A 22,858-nucleotide genomic window follows, 5' to 3' on the forward strand; every position below is an offset into this window, starting at 1 on the left:
TTTAACCTGTAGGGAAGGTATCAGCTTGTAAACTAATGTAAATACCACACCGAACAGGAGGTTTATTGATGTGAAATGGAAACAATTGGAGGAATGCATCGAAGAAAAGCGGAAGGAACTAAATGATTTGGCGAATGAGGTGGGATTGAAGGATCGGCGGGTGTTAATCAAGTCCATGGAGTTGGATCGACTCCTTAATAAATACAGTGACTGGAAATATAGCTATCGTAGACAACAGAGCATACCCCAAAGTTCACAAATACAAGAGAAGCAACACGAGCTTGTCCTATCTTATTAATCTTCAAGAATCATGACAAGATAAAACCTAACTTCACCAGGGCTTCTAATACATAGTGGGATATAGAATAAACAAAATAATCTCTATTGCATCTCGTACGCCGCTCTTATACATGTTGTTCGTACGGTTTATTGTTCTGCGTCTACATCAGAGCGGAAGCCATGTATTAATGATGAATGATGAATATGGTATAAAAAACCTCCCGATTCACGTTATTGCGTGACTCAGGAGGTTTTTGGGTTTTACTGTTGAAGCTGGCGTAGTACGGTGATTTCGACACGGCGGTTTTTTTGTCGTCCAGCTTCGGTGCTATTGTCACCAACCGGCCGGGTATCTGCATAACCCGCATACTGAAATCCTGAGGGTGAAAGTTGCTCTCTGTCGAGAAAGAATCGGAGTACAGATAGTGCCCGTGCGCCGGAAAGCTCCCAGTTATCCTTATACGTCGATGAGTTCGAGGAGCGCGTAAACGGAATGTTGTCCGTATGGCCCTCAATGCTAATTGGTGTTTTCAAATCTCGAAACAGACTGGCCAACTTGGATAGCGTGTTGGCAGAGCCTTGTTTGAGTGCAGCTCTACCTTGATCGAATAAAAAGCGGTCATTCAGCGTAATGACAATACCACGCGGCTGATCTGACACAAAAATCTGGTTTTCCAGTTTGTTGTCCGTAATATATTCTTGAATGACACCCATTAAATTTTGCAGCTCTTTTTCCTGCGTGCGAAATGCTTGTTCACGTTCGGTGAGCTTTGTCGATCCAGCTTCCTTTCTATCGGCTGCCGGTTGCTTGGTCGTGGGTGGATTCTTGCTGGTGTAACGATCGGCAGTACCTGTAATGCCCGAGCCTTGCTCCAAAATAGAATCTCCTTTGTGGAACGTATCCTGGAGGGATTGAACAACGACATCGTATTTTTTAGCATCCAGACTACTCATGGCATACATCACAACGAAAAATATGAGCAGCAGGGTGATCAGATCGGCATAGGTAATCATCCAGCGGTCACGATGGTCTCCGCCGCCTCCTTGACCCCCACGGCGCTTACCGCGCGCTCTCATGGAAGTCCTCCTTTGGAGAAGCGTCCTCTGTGCGTGAGCGACGAGGCGGTTTGTGATCTATATTTTGCTCTGAGCGGATAAAGAACTCCAACTTTTTGCGTACAAGCTTTGGATTCTCTCCGTTTTGAATAGCCAGAATACCTTGCAGCAGCAAATCCATTGTGATAATTTCACTCTCACTGGCTGCTCTTATTTTGGATGCGATGGGCAGGAAGATCAGGTTGGCGCTAGCAACGCCGTATAGTGTTGCGATAAAAGCAACAGCAATAGACGGACCAAGCGCAGTAGGCTCGGTCAGGCTGCCCAGTACATGGATCAGGCCCATGACAGTACCGATAATCCCCATCGTAGGGGCATAACCGCCTGCGGATTCAAATATTTTGGCGTACCCTTCATGTTTGTGTTCAATGGCATCTAACTCAAGCTCTAAAATCTGTTTGATCTGCTCCTGCTCGGTGCCGTCGATGACCAACTGAAGACCTTCACGCAAAAATGCATTCGGATGCTCTGATGAAGTACGCTCTAGCGCAAGCACACCGGATCGGCGTGAGGTGGCCGCCATGGAAACCAAATCTTCTATATATTGCTTCGTAGGATTGTCCTCACGGCTAAATGCCATCCGTAGAGCGGTGGGGATCGTCTTCAGCTTGGAAGCTGGGTAGCTGATCACAACTGCGGCGAAAGTTCCCCCAAATACAATTAGAGCCGATGTACCTTGAAGCAGCCCTGTAAATTCGCCGCCTTCCCATAAGAAGCCACCGATTAATGCTATGATTCCGGCGATGATGCCCAATACGATGGTGATATCCAAAATTTAATTCACTCCTATTCAAGACTTATCGTTTGCATCCACGGTAAGAAAGAGGTATAATACGGGAACAAACATTCTTATCCAACCATATTTCCCAAGTATCATTGCTCGGGAAATATCGACATAGAGTTACAGGTAAAGACGTTAAAGCTCGACTGGTGTAAAATCATGATGTTTCCATTTTAGACGATAAGGGTGATGCAGGGCAATGAGTGATATCGTTGTTAGCGATAAGACTTTTGAAATTCAGTCGGAATTCCAACCTCAAGGCGATCAACCTCAGGCCATTTTTGAATTGGTAGAGGGAATTGCAGAAGGAAAGAAGCATCAAACGCTATTGGGTGCTACGGGAACAGGTAAGACGTTTACCATCGCACAGACCATTGCCAAGTTGAATCGGCCTACGCTGGTTATTGCACATAATAAGACTTTGGCTGCTCAACTGGCGAGTGAGTTTAAAGAGTTCTTTCCGAATAACTCAGTCGATTATTTTGTCAGCTACTATGATTACTATCAACCGGAAGCATACATTCCGTCTTCCGATACGTATATTGAGAAGGATTCCAGCATTAATGAGGAGATTGATAAACTTCGCCACTCAGCGACAAGCTCTCTGTTTGAGCGTCGTGACGTTATTATTGTAGCGAGTGTCTCCTGCATTTATGGTTTGGGTTCCCCGAAAGAATATTCAAGCTTGCTGCTTTCTCTTAGAGTCGGCATGGAGAAACCCCGCAATCAGATTTTGTCCCGCTTGGTCGATATTCAATATCAGCGGAACGATATCAACTTCGTGCGGGGTACTTTCCGTGTACGGGGGGATGTTGTCGAGATATTCCCGGCTTCCCAAGGGGAACACGCTATACGTGTAGAACTGTTCGGGGATGAAATTGAACGAATTACCGAGATTAATGTGCTTACGGGTGAATTGATCGGTGAACGTGATCATATTGCCATTTTCCCGGCATCTCACTTCGTTACTCATGAGGATACGATGAAGGTAGCATTGGTCAACATTGAACGTGAGCTTGAAGAGCGGTTAGCGGAGTTGAAGGAGCAAGGGAAGCTGTTAGAGGCGCAACGTTTGGAACAACGTACCCGCTATGATATCGAGATGATGAAAGAGGTTGGTTTTTGTTCCGGCGTCGAGAATTATTCAGGTCCACTGACATTCCGCGAGCGAGGAGCGACACCATATACGCTGATGGATTATTTCCCGGATGATATGCTGATCGTCATTGACGAGTCCCATGTTACGTTGCCGCAGATTCGTGCTATGTATAATGGTGACCAAGCACGTAAGAATGTACTGGTGGAACATGGTTTTCGTCTACCATCCGCATTGGATAATCGCCCGTTGAAGTTTGAAGAGTTCGAGGACAAGGTGAGTCAGATCGTCTATGTATCGGCTACTCCAGGACCCTATGAGATGGAGAAATGCGAAACGATGGTACAGCAGATTATTCGTCCTACCGGGCTTCTTGATCCGATTATTGAGGTGCGTCCGAGCAAGGGGCAGATTGACGATCTCATTAATGAAATACGGCTTCGCATGGAACGTGAGGAACGGGTACTGGTGACCACACTTACGAAGAAGATGTCTGAAGATTTGACTGACTATTTAAAAGAAGTAGGCATCAAGGTTCGGTATATGCACTCCGAGATTAAGACGTTGGAGCGGATGGCTATTTTGCGGGATCTTCGTCTAGGGACCTTCGACGTGCTAATCGGGATCAACCTGTTGCGGGAAGGTCTTGATTTGCCGGAAGTATCGCTGGTTGCAATTTTGGATGCGGACAAAGAAGGCTTTCTGCGTTCTGAGCGCTCTCTGATTCAGACGATCGGACGGGCAGCACGGAACAGTGACGGTCGTGTTATTATGTACGGCGATAAGATTACCGATTCTATGGATAAAGCGCTAAAGGAAACGGAACGTCGTCGTGCGATTCAAATTCAGTATAATGAAGAACATGGGATTACCCCGCAAACCATCCGTAAAAAGATTCGTGATGTTATTGAAGCAACTAAGGTGGCAGAGTCAAAGAATGATTACCTTCCTAATGAGACGGGTAAACTTTCCAAGAAGGAGCGTCAATCACTCATTCAGCGTCTGGAAGCAGAGATGAAAGACGCCGCTAAGAACCTACAGTTCGAGCGGGCAGCCGAGCTGCGTGATGCTTTGCTGGAGTTGCGAGCTGATTAAACATTGAGAATAAGCTAGAAGCAAAACATATGAAAATAAAATGTTTGATTGCTTTGCTTTTAAAAATAGTGAGGGCGGCCTATGTGGTCGTTCTCTTTGCGATATATCACTTCCATGGGATAATCCAATGCGATATAGCATGACGTGAACTACGGCTAAGGAGATGAAACATTTGGCGAATGAAAGCATCATCATCAAAGGCGCACGCGCGCATAATCTCAAAAATATTGACGTGACGATTCCACGGGACAAGTTCGTCGTCCTGACAGGGCTTAGCGGCTCAGGTAAATCGTCACTGGCTTTCGATACGATCTATGCGGAAGGGCAACGGCGGTATGTGGAATCTTTATCTGCGTATGCCCGTCAATTCCTCGGGCAAATGGAGAAACCAGACGTTGATTCGATTGACGGTCTGTCTCCTGCCATTTCCATTGACCAAAAAACGACAAGTCGGAATCCGCGTTCTACCGTCGGAACGGTTACCGAAATCTATGACTATCTGCGGTTGTTGTTTGCCCGGGTGGGTCATCCTCATTGTCCTGAACATGGCATTGAAATCACTTCACAGACCGTTGAACAGATGGTGGACCGCATTTTGCAGTATCCTGAAAAGACAAGACTGCAGATTCTGGCTCCATTGGTATCCGGCCGCAAAGGTGAGCATAAAACACTGTTCACTGATATAGCCAAGCAGGGCTTTGTACGGGTACGTGTGAATGGAGAACTACGTGAATTGTCTGAGAAGATTGAGCTGGAAAAGAATAAGAAGCACTCGATTGAAGTGGTCGTAGACCGCATCGTAGTCAAGGAAGATGTGCGTGCGCGTCTATCCGACTCTATTGAGACGGCACTAAATCTTTCAGGTGGGCAGTTGCTTGTAGACATTATAGGGCAAGAGGAGTTGCGGTTCAGCTCCAACTTTGCATGCCCTATTTGTGGATTCAGCATAGATGAACTGTCTCCAAGAATGTTTTCCTTTAATAGTCCGTTCGGCGCTTGTCCGGATTGTGATGGGTTAGGAGTTAAAATGGTGGTTGACCCTGATTTGCTCATTCCCGATCCTGAAAAAAGTGTCGAGGATGGGGCTTTTCAGGCTTGGAGTGGTGGAACTTCCACTTATTATCCTCAATTTTTACAGTCAGTATGCGAGCACTACGGTATTCCACAGGACATTCCTGTTAGTCAATTGACGACAGAACAAATGAACCTCATTTTACATGGAACGGGTGAGCAGAAGATCCGTTTCCGCTATGAGAATGATTTTGGTCAACGTAAGGAAGCCTATGTGACCTTTGAGGGGATTATCCCCAATCTGGAGCGTCGTTATCGTGATACGGCTTCTGAGGGTATACGTGAATTTATTGAAGGCTTTATGAGTGCAAAGCCATGTAACACTTGTAAGGGACACCGACTGAAAAAAGAAAGCCTGTCGGTAACCATTCAAGAGCGTAATATAGCTTTTGTGACAGCTTTGTCTATCGGTGAAGCCTCAAACTTTTTCCATACACTGGAGCTGAGTGAGAAGGAGAAGTCGATTGCCAATCTCATTTTAAAAGAAATTAACAGCCGCCTGGGATTCCTCGTTAACGTTGGTCTGGAATACCTGACTTTAAGCCGTGCGGCAGGCACGTTGTCAGGCGGTGAGGCACAGCGTATCCGACTGGCGACACAGATCGGGTCCAGTCTGATGGGTGTGCTTTATATTTTGGACGAGCCTAGTATAGGATTGCATCAGCGAGATAATGACCGTCTGATTAGTGCTTTGGAGCATATGCGGAATCTTGGCAATACGTTGATTGTGGTGGAGCATGACGAAGATACGATGATGGCGGCGGACTATATCATTGATATCGGGCCAGGAGCTGGAATCCATGGTGGGATGATCATGTCGCAGGGGACTCCGCAGGAAGTCATGGAAGACCCGAATTCCTTAACCGGGCAGTATTTGAGCGGACGCAAGTTCATTCCGGTCAATACCGAGCGGCGCAAGCCTGCTGATAAATGGCTGGAGATTCGCGGAGCCAAGGAGAACAATCTCAAAAATGTGAATGTCAAAATTCCGTTGGGTGTTTTCTCAGCTGTTACTGGTGTATCTGGTTCTGGAAAATCGACGCTGGTCAATGAAATTTTATACAAAACGTTGGCGCGTGATCTGAACCGTGCGAGAGTACGTCCAGGGCAGCATAAAGAAATTCGCGGACTAGAACATATCGAAAAGGTTGTTGAGATCGATCAATCGCCAATTGGTCGTACACCGCGTTCCAATCCTGCAACGTATACTGGTGTATTTGATGATATCCGTGACTTATTCTCGCAGACGAACGAGGCCAAAGTACGAGGCTACAAGAAAGGCCGCTTTAGCTTTAACGTTAAGGGAGGTCGTTGTGAAGCTTGTAGAGGCGATGGCATCATCAAGATTGAGATGCATTTTCTGCCGGATGTGTATGTTCCATGCGAAGTGTGTAAAGGCAAGCGTTATAACCGGGAGACCCTAGAGGTTAAATACAAAGGGAAAAGTATTGCCGATGTGCTGGAGATGACGGTAGAGGATGCAACGGAGTTTTTTGTAAATATTCCGAAGATTCATCGCAAGATCCAGACACTGATGGATGTAGGTTTGGGGTATATCAAGCTGGGTCAGCCTGCGACTACCTTGTCTGGCGGTGAAGCACAGCGTGTGAAGCTAGCCTCCGAATTGTATCGTCGCAGTACGGGCAAAACCATTTATATTTTGGACGAGCCGACAACCGGCCTGCATGTTCACGATATTGACCGATTATTGACGGTGCTGCATCGTTTGGTTGATTCAGGAGAGACGGTGCTGGTCATTGAGCATAATCTGGATGTGATTAAAACAGCCGATTATCTAATTGATTTGGGACCGGAAGGCGGAAGTGGCGGTGGAACGATCTTGGCTACCGGGACACCGGAGCAGCTCGTGAAAGTCGAAGAATCCTATACAGGTCGATACTTAAAGCCGATCCTTGAACGGGATACAGAGCGTAGTCAAGCGCTTCAGACAGTCGATCTATAGATACCGTTTAGCATAGTTTTAAAAGCCCTGCACAGGCAGGAAGGCAGAATACGAACTAGTGTATTGATGCCTTCGTCTTGGCAGGGTTTTATTTTTTTTGTAAAAAAAGAAAACTTTTATCAAATTCCTGCGTTAAAGCATGTGACACATAGTTTACCAAGCGCTGGAATAATAAGTATATACGTATATTCATCGACAGAAAGTCTCTGAGTGGTCTCTAAATTTTGGAGTTTTGGATGTTTAGGCTCGGGCTTGAAGAGGTAAATATATAACTCATGATTATATAGCATCATACGAAGTTCCGTGCCCGCGTGACAACCATTACAAGTTGAAGCGAAACCGTCTGTAGTTTTATCACATCTAAGAGGTTCATACAACATCTCTGAGGAAGTCATGAAGGGAGCTGGAACGCTTGAAGGTTAAGCAAAGTAGAGTTTTACGTACACGTGTGTATACATGGGCAGCAGGAGCTGCTTTGGCGGCATGTTTGATGGGATATAGTGCTGCACCGTCCTATGCCTCCGAGGTGTCCGAGGCGTTTGCGCCCAAACAAGCCGAAATCGAAACAAGTGCGGCAATTGGTAGTATTAAGGATTTAGGAAACGCTCACAATTACATTCAACCCGCAGCGAATGGTGGGTTCTTTATGCTGAACGTCGAGGACGATACAGAAGCAAGTGTAGTACACGTCACATATGGCAAGCTGGACAGTTCTGTGGAGGCTGTATGGAAACATCAACAGGATCTGAACGTACAACCCGGAACAAGCAGCAGTGGAGTCCAGCGGGAGACGCCGGATGGGGGATTGCTGTTTCTGATTGATTATACAAAACCGAACGGAATACGAGATGTGCAGGCTTCACGATTGGACGAGGATGGAAACACCTTGTGGTCCAAAACATTACCCACAGATGGCTTGATATCTCATGGACAGGATTCTCAGGTTGGTTTGGAGCCACTGGAGGATGGCAGTTTCCTGGTCTCCTATCTAAACCTTGCGGAGCAGTCCTTCACTGTACTCAAATACACTGAAACTGGCGATATACAATGGAATCGAACGACGGCCGGAGTGACCTCGGGTTGGCTCGTCGGCAGTCACAATGGATATTATGCGCTTTTGAACAGCTCAGATGGTCCCGTTGGGGTACAAGCAGATGTATATGGTCGCGATATCCGTGACATCCATCTGGACTTAGGATCAGGTAAAGAAATTGCCGCAGTACGTGAGTTGCCGAGTGGTCATATTGCTGTAACAGGGCTTAAAGGAAACAGCAAGCGTACACAGGTGCTAAGTAATGGTCTGCAATTATTTAGTAATACAGAGGACTATGCGGCTGATCGGGTGTATCTGCCTGAGGAGCAGTTGTATGTCCAGTTCAGTGATCAATATGATCCACTGGGTAAAACCACGAAGATGCATGGCATCACCATTACAGGCTTGAAAGGAAACGGTACGAAGGTGTGGGAAACGAGGACTCATTATAAGGAGGATAATTCCTTCGGCATCCGGTATGATACGGGATTGATATATAAGATACCTTCAGGCTACGCGGTGGTGACATCTACAACAGGCGCTCATAAGCCAACAGTACTCGATTTTGCGAAAATATTGATACCGGAGTAATCCGGTGTCTTTTTTTATGAAAGTGAGGGAAACAATATTGCGGGGCTCCATGAGGATAAGAAACAGCCTGCTTGTATATGTCATACAAGCAGGCTGTTAATAGACTCTATATTTAGGATGCAACGTGGCTGGACTGTAAAATAGCAGACAGCTTTTCCTGAAAAGTCGGAATCCCTACACGCTGTACATATGCGTAAAAGCTTTCGCCAGCGCTCCTGTTTTCTTTGTAGAACAGAATGAGCTCTGCCAGTACAGGTCCAACCTGATCCCCGCGTACGCGACCTTTGAGCGCTTTGTTAAACTGGGCGCCTGCTCCAAGCGCTCCGCCGACAGCGATGTCGAACGCGTCGACCAAGCCTTCCGGTGTCTTTATGAGCGAGCCTTGCAGACCAATGTCCGCAATATGCTTTTGACCGCAGGAATTCGGGCAACCGATAAAATGAATGCGCACCTTTTCATCCAATTGCACGTGCTGATCCAAATACTCGGCGACGTCAACCGCCCGTTTTTTGGTTTCCACAATCGCCAGATTGCAAAACTCATTTCCTGTGCACGATACCGTACGGCTCATAAAATGCTTGGGCTGTGGTGTCAGGCGTTGCAGCACGGGGGCTTCCAGTAGTTCATCCACTTGCTCATTCGGCACGCCGCTCAGCAAAATATTTTGCGACATCGTGGTACGAATCTGCCCATCGCCATAGCGGTCAGCCAGTTCGGCCAGTTCATGCAACTCGTCAGCACTAAGGCGACCGACAGGCACGTTCAGACCGACATAGTTCAGACCTTTTTGAGCTTGAGGATGCACACCGTCAAAATAGGCGGCTTGCCAGCCAATCGTTTTGTCCTCGCCTCGTCCGGGCATTTCACCGATGTGCTCGGTGAGCTTAGCCAGAAATTTGTCCGGGCCCCAATCGGCAACCAGGAACTTCAAGCGGGCATGATGCCGTTTTTCCCGATAGCCGTAATCACGGAAAATGGTGGTGACAGCAATAGCAACCTTTAGAACTTCCTCAGGACGAACAAACAAATCCAGAGACTGTGCCATATGCGGCTTGGCGGACAAACCTCCACCAACCATCACATGGAAGCCGACCACTTCTTTTCCATCGAGGATCTTGGTGGCCGGAGTGAAGGACAGGTCGTTAATTTCAGCCTGTGCATTGTTGTACGTATTACCGGAGATAGACATTTTGTACTTACGCGGCAGATTGGAGAAGTCTCGGTTTAATAAGAAAAAACGATTTACTTCATCTACAATCTCCTGGGTATCCACCAATTCATTGGGATCGATGCCAGCCAGCGGATTACCGACAATGGTACGCGGGCAGTCTCCACAGGCTTCAAAGGAATACAAATTGACTTTTTCCAGCCTTTCGAAAATATCGGGCAAGCTTTCGACCGTCAACCAGTGAAATTGAATCGCTTGGCGAGTGGTGACATCCACAAGACCGCGTCCGTATAGCGCGGATATGTCCGCCAATGCATGTGCCTGTGCTGAAGTCATGATCCCTGTGTTGATGCGGACCCGCATCATGAAATGACCATCTTTGGGCTTTTGCTGATATACCCCAGCCCATTTGAAACGGTCCATATCGTCCGCAGAGATCGAGTCATAGCCTTCGTTGGCATAGTTTTCGATAATGGTACGGATAACGTCGAGACCGTCCTTTTCCAGCTTGACTAATTCGAATTTGTTAAGCTTATCGGGATGAGCGTTCCAGATTGGTTCGTAGGCCATTCTTTTAACCTCCTGTAGGTGCTTATTTATACTTTAGTGTTTTGGATAGAGGACTCATGATTTTATTCTTTATTTCCGACAATAAAACTAAGATATAATGTGATGGTATCATAGTTGGTTATGCCCGTAAACGAAGGAATGACCTAAACGGTATAACGATTATTTATCGTTTTTGCTTATTTTTTTGATATAAGGATTTGGAAAATTTATAATATAAATAGCATGAGAGGACAGGGATGTAGCAAACGGAGTCTTTTAGAAAAAGATAGGGCTTAAAGCGATTGTATACGTGTCCCCTCTATGGTAGATTTGGACTAACTGATAGAACAGGGTCATGTAAGAGAGGAAATGGTGAGTATATGCGTAAGATGGGGAAAAGGGCAGTTGTTCTGGCTTTGGGCAGCGCTCTATGTGTTTCTGGAACGGCAGGTGCAGCTAGCAGTGGAACTGCGTTAAAGGCCAAAGTCATTAATGGTGGGGTCTATGTTAACGTAAGCGACATGAATAAAGCATTAGGAACCAGCGGCGCATATAACAGCGCAAATGGTACATATACGTTATCGGCCGATCGTGTGCCGCAGGTTGTTAAAAATGTATCTCCTTCTGTGGTCGGTATCATTGGCCGTTCAGCCACGGGAGAGACCGTAGCGGGAGGAGATCGCTACAATCTGGCTCACGGCACGGGTGTCATCATTCGTACAGATGGATGGATTGTGACGAATGCGCATGTTATCGAAGGATTAGGTGATGCCGTGGTTGTAACCTCGGACGGAAAATCTTACGGAATCACCGACAGCTACAGCGATCCGATCAGTGATTTGGCATTAGTCAAAATCAAGGCAAGCGGCCTCAAACCCGCTACCTTGGCAGCTTCAACGAACAGTCTACAGGTAGGTGAGCAGGTAGTGGCTATTGGTACGCCTATATCCTTTTCACTTCGCAATTCGGCAACCTCGGGTGTCGTTAGCGGGCTGAATCGTGGTGTCAACGCTGCTTATCGTTTGATCCAAAGCGATACCGCGATCAATCCTGGTAACAGCGGCGGTCCGCTGGTCAATCTCAAGGGTGAGGTCATCGGGATCAATACGATGAAATTCTCGGCGGTTGGTATTGAAAATATGGGCTTTTCGATTCCGTCGGATACGGTGAAATATGTGATCGGCCAATTTTTCAAATACGGAGAGGTTCGGCGCGCCAGTCTTGGTCTAGGGCTGGAAGAGAGCTGGTCAGCTATCGTCGGATTACCTACCGAGGATCCTTTGAAAGTTACGAAAATTACTTCAGCCAATGCCGTTCAGGCCAAAATCAAGGAAGGCGATGAACTATACAGTATTAACGGGAAGCGTGTAGCTTCCGCTATTGACGTCAATGAGCTGCTTAAAAACTATCAACCGGGTCAAACGGTGAGTGTACTTATGCAGTCGGACGGTGATATTGTGAAGCGCAAGCTAGTACTGACACAGGATAATGGTGAAATCTATGAGTCCATTCAGTCTGGAGAAGATGGTGAAGATTCGAACGGTTCGGAAGCCGCTGAAGATGGTGGTGTAGCGCCTTCTAAGGAAGCATCGGAGCCAGCTCAAGGGGCAACTACTGGAAAGTGACAATAACGGCTCTTGAATCTATAAAATAAAGCTAAAGGGAGATTTACTGTGAAGCATATTCAAAGAAAAATGATGCGTAAGCTGGGGGTCGGCGCTGTCGCATTGTCCCTTCTGCTTTCTGCTTTGCCAGCAGTTGCAGCAGATCAAGATAAAAACATGCTGGAATTGCGTCTGCAAAGCGGCAGCAATACAGCCGTCGTAAACGGCCAAAATGCAAATATCACGAAGCCCTATTCCAAAAGTGGTGCACTGATGGTTCCGGCTGGTGTGTTTAAAAAGGCATTTAACAGCAAAATCCGATTGGCTGAAGATAATGTGGTTAAAATCACCAGCGGAACTCATGTTGTTTCGCTAACCATTGGTAGCCGTACAGCATGGGTGAGAGGTCACAAGGTAACACTTCCAGCTCCACCGGAAATGTCATCAGGTATCCTCATGGTGCCTCTGCGTCAAGTAGCAGAAGGGCTTGGCGGTAAGTTGGAGAAGAATGGTGCCGGAATCATTATTCGGATGGAAGCACAAGAAGAGGCGGGCACGGTAGCTGAAGAGACACCGAACATTGATAATGATGAGGGCAAGACGCAGATCGGGAACAGTTACTATGACTGGTCTATGAACTATCCAACAGGGCTCGTCATCGGTCAGGGAGGTGGAGATGAGAGTATCTCCACTTTTATGGATGAGAACAGTGCCTACTATATGGAGGTGCACACAGCGTCACAGCCAGTTCCACTGAATGCGGACGATCTGTTGCAACAATTAGTGCAGGCAGCCAAGGAAACGGGAGAAACTGTGATCGATCGAAAATCCTTCCCGAAAGCGAAGGTACCTTATGCTCGTGTCATTACGAAGGATGGGGACGGCGTATTGTGGGAAAATCGTCAGTACTATGACAACGGACGATTGTATGTAGTTTATTTTTCCGATGCTAAAGCAACGAATTATAAAGATCTGGCCCAGTATGCAGGACTTTTAAATTCCTTCAAGACCTCCTTTAATGCGCAGGATAAAAGTATTAAAGACTTGTCTACTGTTGTAGGAGGCACACGCGAGGCCGGGAATCCAGACTACGGTGTGTCACTCAGCATACCCGCAGGCTGGAAAATGGACGATCAACGGATGCAATATGAAAGTAATGATGGATCGAGCTTCCGCGTGAAAATAACCTCAGCTCCAGCGGATGGAAAGTTGGAGAACTGGGGCCAGCAGCTGCAAAAATGGCTGAGCGATTCCTTTGTGTCCACGGCTTATGAGGCACAGAAGACGTATCCGCTGGAGGTTGCAGGCGTTCAAGGGTTAGTACAGGAGTACCGTTATAATTTTGGCGATGGATGGGTCAAGGAGTACAACGTGCTGATTCAGCAAAATGGATACCGCTATTTGGCTGAATACGCAGTGCCTGAAAAAGTAAGCAAAGGAAATGATCAGTTCAACGCGCTCATTTCCTCGCTTCAAATCGATTTTCAAACCGTAGCGAGTAACTTTGGACAGTTGGAAGAAGACGACTATTTGACGGATAAAACGAAAACGGTCAAAAAGACGTCAAAAGCCTATGAATATACGGTGAATATCCCACGATATTGGACCGCGATTAGCGATCAATTTGAATTGGGCGATGTAGAGTACCAGTTTACTGGAGGACGTTTTTCCGTCAAAATCGACAACGACCAATCATTTGAACTAACGGTATCCCAGCTCAAGGACTTCTACGATAAGCAAGCAAAGAACTACAAAAACCTCAAAGTCGAGGAGGTTAAGGACGTAACGTTTGCTGGTGTTCCGGCAGTTTCCTTTACATTCCATCGTATAGAGGAAGGCATTGGCTACACAGGCCACCAATTGGTTTTGGAACGTGACGGAAAAACGTATACTGTGACAACGACATTGAATGATGCGAACAACACGGCTGTACAGTCTAATGCACTGGATTCGACGTTAAATTCGTTTAATTTTGTGAAGTAGAAGGTGTAAGTAAAAGATTGGCGAGGTATGGTGGGAAGAGGCTACGCGTGCCATTTGATCCTACGATCGCTGTTGACCCGGGATTCTTGGATTGTATAAGTGATTTAATATGTAAGAATCCCAGGTCAAAGGCGAACGCTGACGCTTCTTCGGATTCAAATGGCCCGCTTCGCTGGCGCCCGCCATAAGATTTCCAATCCTTTTAAAGAGTGAGGTAAGCAGGGAAGAGCGAAGGCAGCTATTTACGGTACTTAGACCTGCGAACGCCTTTTCTCGGATTCATGGCTAGTACGCTGGTATCACCACAAGGATGCCTTTTTCTAAAAGGCTTAGGCCTACTAGCGCGTCTAAGTTGCCTAGTCTCCATCTCCATTTGGCTTCCTGCTGAATAGCACTGTTTACTTCGTTGTTCCTCTTGTTTTATATGATTCTTCACCTCCAAAGTACCGTTTGACGGGAATGGGGGTGTTTTTTATGTTTTAGTAAGAGATTTTTACGAGGAATCGCTTGGAAAGTGTAGAAGCTTGGGGCGCAGTCTGGTACACTAGATTAGTTACAAGATAAGAATGATTATGCCGCAAATGTTCGTGATGCGGATTTTTTGAGTTGGATGCCATTTATCCCTCGAGCCAGTGGTTCAGAGTGGGGATGATCGGATAGGATGATAATTCATAGGGCTATAAAATAAGCAGCATCGCTGCTCTGGAAAATAACGTTTAACTCTGGGTTAATTAGTTATTTCTCCATATAGGGAGGACAAAGATGAAATCAGTAGTACGAAGAGAAGATGTTGAGCTTCTGGCACCAGCCGGTGACTGGGATTGTATGCGTGCGGCGGTGGCAAACGGGGCTGATGCGATCTTTTTCGGGGTGGAAAAGTTCAACGCACGGGCACGGGCGAATAATTTCCGCATGGAGGAACTGCCTGAAATTATGGCGTTTTTGCATAGCTATGGGGTTAAAGGTTTTTTAACATTCAATATATTGGTATTTGAAAACGAGTTGAAGGACGCTAAGGAGCTGGTCGATGCCTGTATTGATGCTGGAGTCGATGCCTTAATTGTCCAGGATATGGGCTTGGTGAAAATGATCCGCGACATTTCACCAGATTTCCCGATCCATGGTTCTACCCAAATGACGATTACCTCGCCGGAAGCGGTAGAGTTTACAAAGCCGTACAATATGGAACGGGTCGTGCTTGGACGCGAAAATAACCTGAAACAGATCCAAAAAATAGGCGATCAGGCGAGACTTCCAATGGAGGTATTCGTACATGGAGCGTTATGCGTATCTTATTCTGGCCAATGCCTGACTTCAGAAATGTGGGGCGGCCGCTCTGCTAACCGCGGTGAATGTGCACAGGCATGTCGTTTGCCTTACGATCTGATGGTGGATGGAGAGCAGAAACCAATGGCAGATGTGACGTATCTGCTTTCACCTAAGGATCTAGCAGCGATCGATTTGATGCCTGAACTGATCGACGCGGGTGTTGTTTCTTTTAAAATTGAAGGGCGACTGAAAACACCTGAATATGTGGCGAATGTGGTCAGCAAGTACCGCAAGGCCATTGATAAGTATTTTGATGGCGATACGTCCAAGACCAGCAAAGAAGATATTCGCGAGCTGCAGCAGAGCTTTTCACGCGGCTTTACGCACGGTTTTCTCGAAGGAACCAATAACAAGAAGCTGGTTGACGGTACGTTCCCGAAAAGCCGGGGGGTGTATCTGGGCCGAGTGGAACAAATCCTTCGTGATGGCGTAGTGTGCCGTATTGATGCACCGCTCAAGCGTGGAGATGGTATTGTATTCGATGCGGGAGATCCCACGCAAAAAGAAGAAGGCGGACGCGTATACGATATCCGTCGCAAGGGCGTGAAGATTGAGGGCGAAGCCGGAGAAGGCTGGATCATTGATATCGTAGCGGGACGCAACGATGTGGACCTGCGCCGTGTACACGTGGGCGATCGCATTTGGAAGACCAACGACCCGGCGCTGGACAAGCGTCTGCGCCAATCGTACGACACGGACAAGCCGTACCGGGTCTTCCCAGTACATGTGCGGGTCAGCGGCTCCCCAGGACAACCGCTGTCGACATGGTGGACCGACGTGCAGAAAGGCACAACGGTCCGCGTGGACTCCGAGCTGGAACTCGAAATTGCCCAGAAGCGTCCGATGACGCACGAACTGCTCGAAGAGCAGTTCGGCCGACTGGGCGGAACGGTGTTCCAGCTGGAAGAGCTGGACGTCCATCTGCATGGGGACGTCATCGTGCCGATGCGCGAGCTGAACGGTATCCGCCGTCAGGCGGTGGAACTGCTCGCGGGCGAGCGCCCCAAACCGCCCGTGTACACGAAGCGGGCGGTCGAGGTGTATGACGATGCATCGACTCCGGCATCGTCTGTGGCACGCGGTCAGGCAGAGCTGACCGCGTTGTGCCGCAGCCTCCCTCAGGTGGAGGCTGCGCTCGAGGCCGGCGTGGAGTTCATCTACGCCGACTTCGAGTTCATCAAGCAATTCCCGGCAGCCGTAGAGGCTGTGCACGCTGCAGGCCGCCGAATTGCGCTGGCGACCCCGCGTATTCACATGCCGGGTGAAAATGGCTACCACAACAACATCCTGCGCCTGAAGCCGGATGCTGTGTTGGTACGCAATCCAGGGGCACTGTATTTCTACCTGCGACACCGGTTGGAGAACCCGGACGCACATCACCCGCAATTGATTGGTGACTTCTCGCTGAATATAGCCAATCATAAAGCGGCTGATCTGTTCCTGGATTCCGGCTGCGACTTGGTTACGCCTTCGTACGATCTGAACATTCAGCAAATGGTTGATATGCTCAGACGTACGCGTACCGATAAGCTGGAGATCGTGATCCAGCAGCATATGCCAATGTTCCATACTGAACATTGCGTATACTGTACCTTTATGAGTGAAGGCACCGACTACACTAACTGTGGACGTCCGTGTGAGGACCATCGCGCATCCCTGCGTGATCGAATTGGTATGTCTCATCCGGTCCGTGTGGACGAAGGCTGCCGCAACACGGTATACAACGCGATTGAGCAATCCGGCGCGGAATACCTGTCCAACTTCCTGGAGCTGGGCGTGTCCCGTTACCGCGTGGAATTTTTGGAGGAGACACCGGAGCAAGTGCATGAGGTTATTGATCTCTATAACCGTGCCCTGCGCGGAGAAATCAGCGGAACACAAGTATGGAAGACGCTTAAAGCAACGAATCAGTTGGGTGTTACACGTGGGCAGCTGGTGAAGTAAATAACTGTATATTTGTTCGGGAGCCAGAAAGATTCCGGCAGCATAATATATTCATATAGAAAGCAAGTGATTAGAAGGCATGTTCTCTTTGAGGGAAGATGTCTTCTTCTTTAACCTATCAAATTCATCTATCTTCCTGTTATAATCATAGACAGTATATCTATCCGTTATATTGAAGACAAAAGGAGTTTTAACCTATGAAAATCCGTAAAGCGATTATTCCTGCTGCGGGATTAGGAACCCGGTTCCTTCCTGCTACGAAAGCCATGCCTAAAGAGATGCTTCCCATTGTAGACAAACCAACAATTCAATATATTATTGAAGAGGCTGTTGCATCTGGTATAGAGGATATCATTATCGTTACTGGTAAAGGCAAAAGGGCGATTGAGGATCATTTTGACTACTCCTTTGAGCTGGAGCATAATTTGACTGCGAAGGAAAAATGGGATCTGCTCAATGAAGTGCGTAAGCCATCGGAGATGGCAGATATCCACTATATTCGTCAAAAGGAACCCAAAGGGTTGGGGCACGCTATCTGGTGTGCACGTAAGTTTATCGGTGACGAACCTTTTGCCGTCCTTTTAGGGGATGACATCGTTGAGTCTGAGAATCCGTGCCTCAAACAGATGATAGACGTGTTCGATGAGTATCAGCGTTCTGTTGTAGGTGTAAAACAAGTGGATTGGAACGAGGTACATCGTTACGGCATAGTTGAAGGTCATGCACTTACTTCCAAAATCTCTGAAGCGGAACGATTGGTAGAAAAGCCAAAGAAGGAAGAAGCAACCTCCAACTTGGCGATCATGGGACGTTATATCTTGACGCCTGATATTTTTGATATCCTGGGTCAGCAATCTGCGGGAGTAGGCGGGGAGATTCAGTTGACGGACGCATTGTCCAAGCTGGGAGAAAAGAATCCGATCCTGGCTTACGAGTTTGACGGGAATCGCCATGATGTTGGCGAGAAATTGGGATTCATTGAAACTACTATTCATTATGCTCTGCAGCATAACGAAATCAAGGATGAAGTATTGGCTTATATGAGACAGGTTATTGAAAAGATTGATCAACAAAAATAGACATCTCACCCAACCTCACTTTATTAAAATAAGAAAGAGACTACCGGATGATATAACATCATCTGATAGTCTCTTTTTTTCTACTATTTCTCCGATTTTAACTGAGCAATTTGCTCTTTTTCCGTCGGATCAGCTTTTATTAGCTTATCGTACAATGCTTTGTCATCCTGTCCCTGTTGCTGCAGAGCGATAATATAATAGCGAGCAACCTCACGATTTGTAGCGTCGCTCAGGTCGTCTTTCAAGCCGTTTTTGAGGATGCTTGCAGCCTCAGCAGGCTTACCTAACATGAACTCAATTTTTCCAGTACTGAGCGCAATACCTGGAGTTACTTCAAAAGTACGTGTCAACTCAATTTCAGGTGGAACCGTCTTAATATGAGCTACCCCATCCAGAACCTTCTGATAAGCAGCGAGACCTGCTTGGAAATATTTCTGTTCCTTGGCTGTGTCCTTCTGCTTATGTGCCTTATTACCAATAGTGTAAGCTTGGGTAATCAACATATTGTACCAGTCATTGTCCCAGACAAAGTTGGAAATGTTATTTTCCAAAATGCTGAAGGCTTGCTCATGTTCACCTTTTGCTTTTAAAAGGTTAACTTTGGAGTTATACATGATTTTATTATACGGTTCTGCCCTCAGGCCCGTATTAAGTACCTCTATTGCAGCGTTATAAAATTCCTCTTTTTTCGTTTGATCATACACATTCTTGTACAGTGCAGCCAATCTTATAACCGAATCTGGGTGCGTAGGACGAAGTTCAAGATCCTTATTAATGGCACTTTGGATTTCCTCAAAAGATGAGCTGACCGCCATGATCTGTTTGGCAGATGTGGCAGCATTGGCCGATTGCACAAAGCGGAGACCTGCAAAAAGCACCACAATGCTTAGAATGCCGATGACTGCACTATACATGATTCGGAATCCGGAAGCACTCATGGACAGGCGTTTAAGCGGCTTGCTGTCCATAGCAGCGGCCATACCACCGAGACTCACAAATACCAGTATGCCCATGAACACGTAACTCAGATTAAAGTCTAGCAAGCTATGAAGTAAGATTGAGAGTGCCAAAATGAGATACAGGAAGTGAGAATCCCGTTCTTCATCATCTTGTCTCATATAGCTACGGATATATTTATAGAAAATATATAAGATAAATGACATGAAAATTACGAAGCCGAGAATACCAACTTCAACTAGATACTGCATGAAGAAATTATGGGCCTGACGGCTTGTGTAAGGATAATCTTGGTATTTCTCGTATAAAGTAGCCCAGCCGCCGCCGCCGGTGCCAATAACAGGATGATCTTTAATCAATTTGGCAGCATCCTGATAGAATACAAGTCGTTCCAGTACACTATGCTGCCGGAAATTGATATTTTCAAACCGGACCTGGACGTTTTCTGGTAGTACGCTGCGCAGGCCAGTTCCAATAAACAGAAAAGCCATCAAGCCAATCACCACAACAGATCCGACAGGTAGCCACAGGTTGGATAACTTGCGGGAGGCCCATCCTTTGAGGGCATTTTCCAGCTTTGGTGCCAGATAACGTTCAACAAGCCACAGTACGACAGCTACAGCCAGGGAGACCCCAATAAGTAACCCCCAAGCCTTCGCAGCCTCTCCGCCGTTGTAGGTCTTGTTGAGTTGTAAACCCATATTTGTAATTGGCGCCAAGATAGATATTGACGCTACACCAGCAATGGCACAATGCAAAATCCATATAATCTGACGTGCTGGTTTAAAGAAGAGCAAGAGCAGTACGAAAACGACTGGTAACATAACCAGACCGCCCCGTGACAAGGTCAGGAATAACGAGACCAGAATAGGTACCAACATGAAGCCGTGAATAGCCTTGCCATACCATAGTTTTGATTTCATCAGACAGAAAACGGCAGCGAATAGAAAAGCCATTAGAAAGGCCGCATATGTATTCGCATATTGAAACACTGATGTCAGCCGGAGACCATTTGTATCTGTCATAACTGCATTGGTATATCGATACTGGTACACATATTGGGTAAACCAGCCTACCATCTTGCCAGCAAGTACCCACTGTCCAAACCAGTTAATAAAGCCAAAGCCTACAATGACATAAGCAACAGTCATAATCAGGTTGTGAATAATCTTATTGCCTAAGCGATCTTGTAGTAGATAGATTGAGATGATAAACAGGGCGGCATATATGCACTGTACCACCACCATATTCATGGCCAGGTAATGTGAAGCTGCTGAAGTCAGTGAAAGCACATAAGTCAGGGGAAGCAGCAGCACTAATACAGCCAGCCAATCCCTTTGCTCTTCCAGCTTGAATTTTTTATAATAGGTTAGGATTCCTAAAATCAGTAAAATCGTGCTGATGATCAAAGCCCAATAAAGGGGTTTCTCAAAATCAAGCATTTGCCCATTAAAGAGTGCAGCCTGGAAGGGGGCCCAAGCTAAGAACAGAATAATGCCAACAATTAACACCCAAAATATAGCCGGCCTTTTATCGTCACGGGTCGACGTTTGGGCTTGTTTCCCGTATACTGGATTCGACAAGGTTTACAATCTCCTTTGTTTTTATATTCATTTGTATATTAACATATATTCGACCACATAGAAAAAGTCCTTACATGGTTTAAAACACTTGCTTATGAGATAACAAAGGAGGCTTAAAAACTAGAAGAACTATTTTATATGATAGAGTCTATAAAAATGCTGGATTATTATAATTAGGAGACTTTTGGATGAATGAAAATAAATTAAACTTAATGAAAGTTTGTATCTCATCTATAATATTGTATATCTTCATTGTTCTCGCATTTTATGGGCTAGTTGGCGAACAATTGAGATATAGATCTACTGGCTCAAGTATAGAAATGACCGCTGAGAACACACCTATTGGAGAAATTCTGAAAGGCGATGTCATTAAGCAGAACTTTACGATTACTGGAAATGCTATAGATGGCATATCTTTAAAATTTGCAACTTATGACCGAGAAAATACTGGAACTGTTAAAGTTCAGTTGGTTAGTGAAGACAGTCAAAAAGTATTATTTCAACAGATTTTAGATGCTGCTACGATAAAAGACAACTCAAAACTCGCTTTAAATATTAGCGAGCCCATAGAAAATTTGTCATATAAAAAATTAAGTATAAAGATCACCTCTGATACAGGGACTAAAGGGAATTCTGTAACTTTATGGTATAATAATTTCGAAAACAGAAAAGACCAGCAATTATATGTTAATGGTCAACAAAAGAAAGGGATTTTATCTTTTTCTGTATCTGAAAAGAATGTAGTACCGTTTAGGAGTAAATACTTTACTGTCATGGGTGCTATAGGATTAGTACTTGTTCTCTATGCAATTAATCTTATTGCTAGGCAACGTAAGGGCAAGCATAGCTTTGGTTTAAACATTTTTAGGTCTTTCGTGAAATATAACTTTTTACTTCGTCAATTAGTTTCTAGAGATTTTAAAACAAAATATAAACGTTCGGTTCTAGGAGTATTATGGAGCTTTATAAATCCAGTTTTAACAATGATTGTTCAATATGTAGTGTTCTCTACATTATTTAAATCAGATATTCCTAATTTTCCAGTCTATCTTTTGACTGGTATTGTGCTTTTTAATTTTTTCTCTGAGGCAACTGACATGGGGTTGATGTCTATTGTTGGTAACTCATCCCTAATTACTAAAGTATATATCCCTAAATATATTTTTCCAGTATCAAGAGTTCTATCCTCAGGCATTAATTTGTTGATTTCGCTGATTCCACTTTTAGTAGTTCTATTTATAACGAAAACGCACATTACACCATCCATACTATTATTGCTTTTTAGCCTTAGTTGTACAGTTATTTTTTGCATAGGTATGAGCTTTCTTTTATCTTCTGCGATGGTGTTCTTTAGAGACATACGTTTCTTGTGGAATGTCCTTATCATGCTCTGGATGTATTCCACGCCTATTTTTTACCCTGAGAGTATTATTCCAGAACAATTTTTGGGGATTTTTAAATTGAATCCACTCTATCATTTTATTAGGTTTAGCAGAACTGTTATTTTAGAGGGAGTTTCTCCAGAACCACAAGCATATATCTTTTGTCTAATCGCTGCTTTTGTTCCATTATTTGTTGGTGTTATTATTTTCAAAAAAACTCAAAATAAGTTTGTTTTGAATTTATAAGGAGAAGTT

Annotated in this window: 13 protein-coding genes; 9 read left to right on the top strand and 4 right to left on the bottom strand. The window is 45.7% G+C overall.

Annotation, left to right across the window (positions count from 1 at the left end; all coding sequences use genetic code 11):
- The first annotated feature begins 70 nt into the window (after nt 1–70).
- Complete coding sequence (locus NLX82_RS16060; protein ID WP_023990607.1) at nt 71–298, top strand: aspartyl-phosphate phosphatase Spo0E family protein; 228 nt, start codon at nt 71–73, stop codon at nt 296–298.
- A 242-nt stretch (nt 299–540) separates the two neighbouring features.
- On the opposite strand, the gene NLX82_RS16065 is transcribed toward NLX82_RS16060, so the two are convergent.
- Nucleotides 541–1,356: a flagellar motor protein MotB gene (locus NLX82_RS16065; protein WP_068938859.1), complete on the bottom strand. Its 816-nt coding sequence runs from the start codon at nt 1,354–1,356 to the stop codon at nt 541–543.
- Nucleotides 1,340–2,167 (bottom strand): flagellar motor protein, encoded by an 828-nt coding sequence (locus NLX82_RS16070; protein ID WP_028542113.1) that lies wholly within the window; start codon nt 2,165–2,167, stop codon nt 1,340–1,342. The genes NLX82_RS16065 and NLX82_RS16070 overlap by 17 nt, the downstream gene beginning before the upstream one ends.
- A 208-nt stretch (nt 2,168–2,375) precedes the next feature.
- On the opposite strand from NLX82_RS16070, the gene uvrB reads away from it, so the two are divergent.
- The 3 genes from uvrB to NLX82_RS16085 all read left to right on the top strand — a co-directional run bounded on the left by uvrB (nt 2,376) and on the right by NLX82_RS16085 (nt 9,025).
- Nucleotides 2,376–4,367, top strand: a complete 1,992-nt coding sequence (uvrB, locus tag NLX82_RS16075) for an excinuclease ABC subunit UvrB (protein ID WP_023990604.1) — start codon at nt 2,376–2,378, stop codon at nt 4,365–4,367.
- A 172-nt stretch (nt 4,368–4,539) separates the two neighbouring features.
- Entirely contained in the window at nt 4,540–7,401 is a 2,862-nt protein-coding gene (gene uvrA, locus NLX82_RS16080) for an excinuclease ABC subunit UvrA (RefSeq protein ID WP_254348544.1), read from the top strand.
- Nucleotides 7,402–7,813: 412 nt separating this feature from the next.
- On the top strand, nt 7,814–9,025 hold the full coding sequence (locus tag NLX82_RS16085; RefSeq protein WP_076156374.1) for a hypothetical protein: 1,212 nt from the start codon (nt 7,814–7,816) through the stop codon (nt 9,023–9,025).
- Between the two features lie 112 nt (nt 9,026–9,137).
- Here the strand turns inward: NLX82_RS16085 and NLX82_RS16090 are convergent, their stop codons facing one another.
- Complete coding sequence (locus NLX82_RS16090; protein WP_076156371.1) at nt 9,138–10,763, bottom strand: nitrite/sulfite reductase; 1,626 nt, start codon at nt 10,761–10,763, stop codon at nt 9,138–9,140.
- A 359-nt stretch (nt 10,764–11,122) separates the two neighbouring features.
- Between NLX82_RS16090 and NLX82_RS16095 the strand changes: the two genes are divergently transcribed.
- The 4 genes from NLX82_RS16095 (at nt 11,123) to galU (ending at nt 18,681) form a co-directional block, all read left to right on the top strand.
- Nucleotides 11,123–12,367: a S1C family serine protease gene (locus NLX82_RS16095; protein WP_254348545.1), complete on the top strand. Its 1,245-nt coding sequence runs from the start codon at nt 11,123–11,125 to the stop codon at nt 12,365–12,367.
- 48 nt (nt 12,368–12,415) lie between these two features.
- On the top strand, nt 12,416–14,329 hold the full coding sequence (locus NLX82_RS16100; protein WP_023990599.1) for a stalk domain-containing protein: 1,914 nt from the start codon (nt 12,416–12,418) through the stop codon (nt 14,327–14,329).
- Nucleotides 14,330–15,091: 762 nt separating this feature from the next.
- Nucleotides 15,092–17,602 (top strand): U32 family peptidase, encoded by a 2,511-nt coding sequence (locus NLX82_RS16105; RefSeq protein WP_254348546.1) that lies wholly within the window; start codon nt 15,092–15,094, stop codon nt 17,600–17,602.
- Between the two features lie 197 nt (nt 17,603–17,799).
- Nucleotides 17,800–18,681 (top strand): UTP--glucose-1-phosphate uridylyltransferase GalU, encoded by an 882-nt coding sequence (galU, locus tag NLX82_RS16110; protein WP_028542106.1) that lies wholly within the window; start codon nt 17,800–17,802, stop codon nt 18,679–18,681.
- A gap of 83 nt (nt 18,682–18,764) precedes the next feature.
- Here the strand turns inward: galU and NLX82_RS16115 are convergent, their stop codons facing one another.
- Nucleotides 18,765–21,221 carry an O-antigen ligase family protein gene (locus NLX82_RS16115; protein WP_254348547.1) on the bottom strand — a complete coding sequence of 819 codons (2,457 nt, stop codon included), beginning with the start codon at nt 21,219–21,221 and terminating at the stop codon, nt 18,765–18,767.
- Nucleotides 21,222–21,409: 188 nt separating this feature from the next.
- Between NLX82_RS16115 and NLX82_RS16120 the strand changes: the two genes are divergently transcribed.
- Entirely contained in the window at nt 21,410–22,849 is a 1,440-nt protein-coding gene (locus NLX82_RS16120; RefSeq protein WP_254348548.1) for an ABC transporter permease, read from the top strand.
- The last annotated feature ends 9 nt before the right edge of the window (nt 22,850–22,858 follow it).

Origin of the sequence: Paenibacillus sp. A3M_27_13 (genome assembly GCF_024213315.1) — a bacterium.
Classification (GTDB): Bacteria; Bacillota; Bacilli; order Paenibacillales; family Paenibacillaceae; genus Paenibacillus; species Paenibacillus polymyxa_B.

Excerpts from the sequence above, each read along its gene's own strand:
- NLX82_RS16065 (WP_068938859.1), bottom strand. The coding sequence starts at position 1,356 with ATGAGAGCGCGCGGTAAGCGCCGTGGGGGTCAAGGAGGCGGCGGAGAC.
- uvrB (WP_023990604.1), top strand. The coding sequence starts at position 2,376 with ATGAGTGATATCGTTGTTAGCGATAAGACTTTTGAAATTCAGTCGGAA.
- NLX82_RS16090 (WP_076156371.1), bottom strand. The coding sequence starts at position 10,763 with ATGGCCTACGAACCAATCTGGAACGCTCATCCCGATAAGCTTAACAAA.
- NLX82_RS16095 (WP_254348545.1), top strand. The coding sequence starts at position 11,123 with ATGCGTAAGATGGGGAAAAGGGCAGTTGTTCTGGCTTTGGGCAGCGCT.
- NLX82_RS16105 (WP_254348546.1), top strand. The coding sequence starts at position 15,092 with ATGAAATCAGTAGTACGAAGAGAAGATGTTGAGCTTCTGGCACCAGCC.
- galU (WP_028542106.1), top strand. The coding sequence starts at position 17,800 with ATGAAAATCCGTAAAGCGATTATTCCTGCTGCGGGATTAGGAACCCGG.
- NLX82_RS16120 (WP_254348548.1), top strand. The coding sequence starts at position 21,410 with ATGAATGAAAATAAATTAAACTTAATGAAAGTTTGTATCTCATCTATA.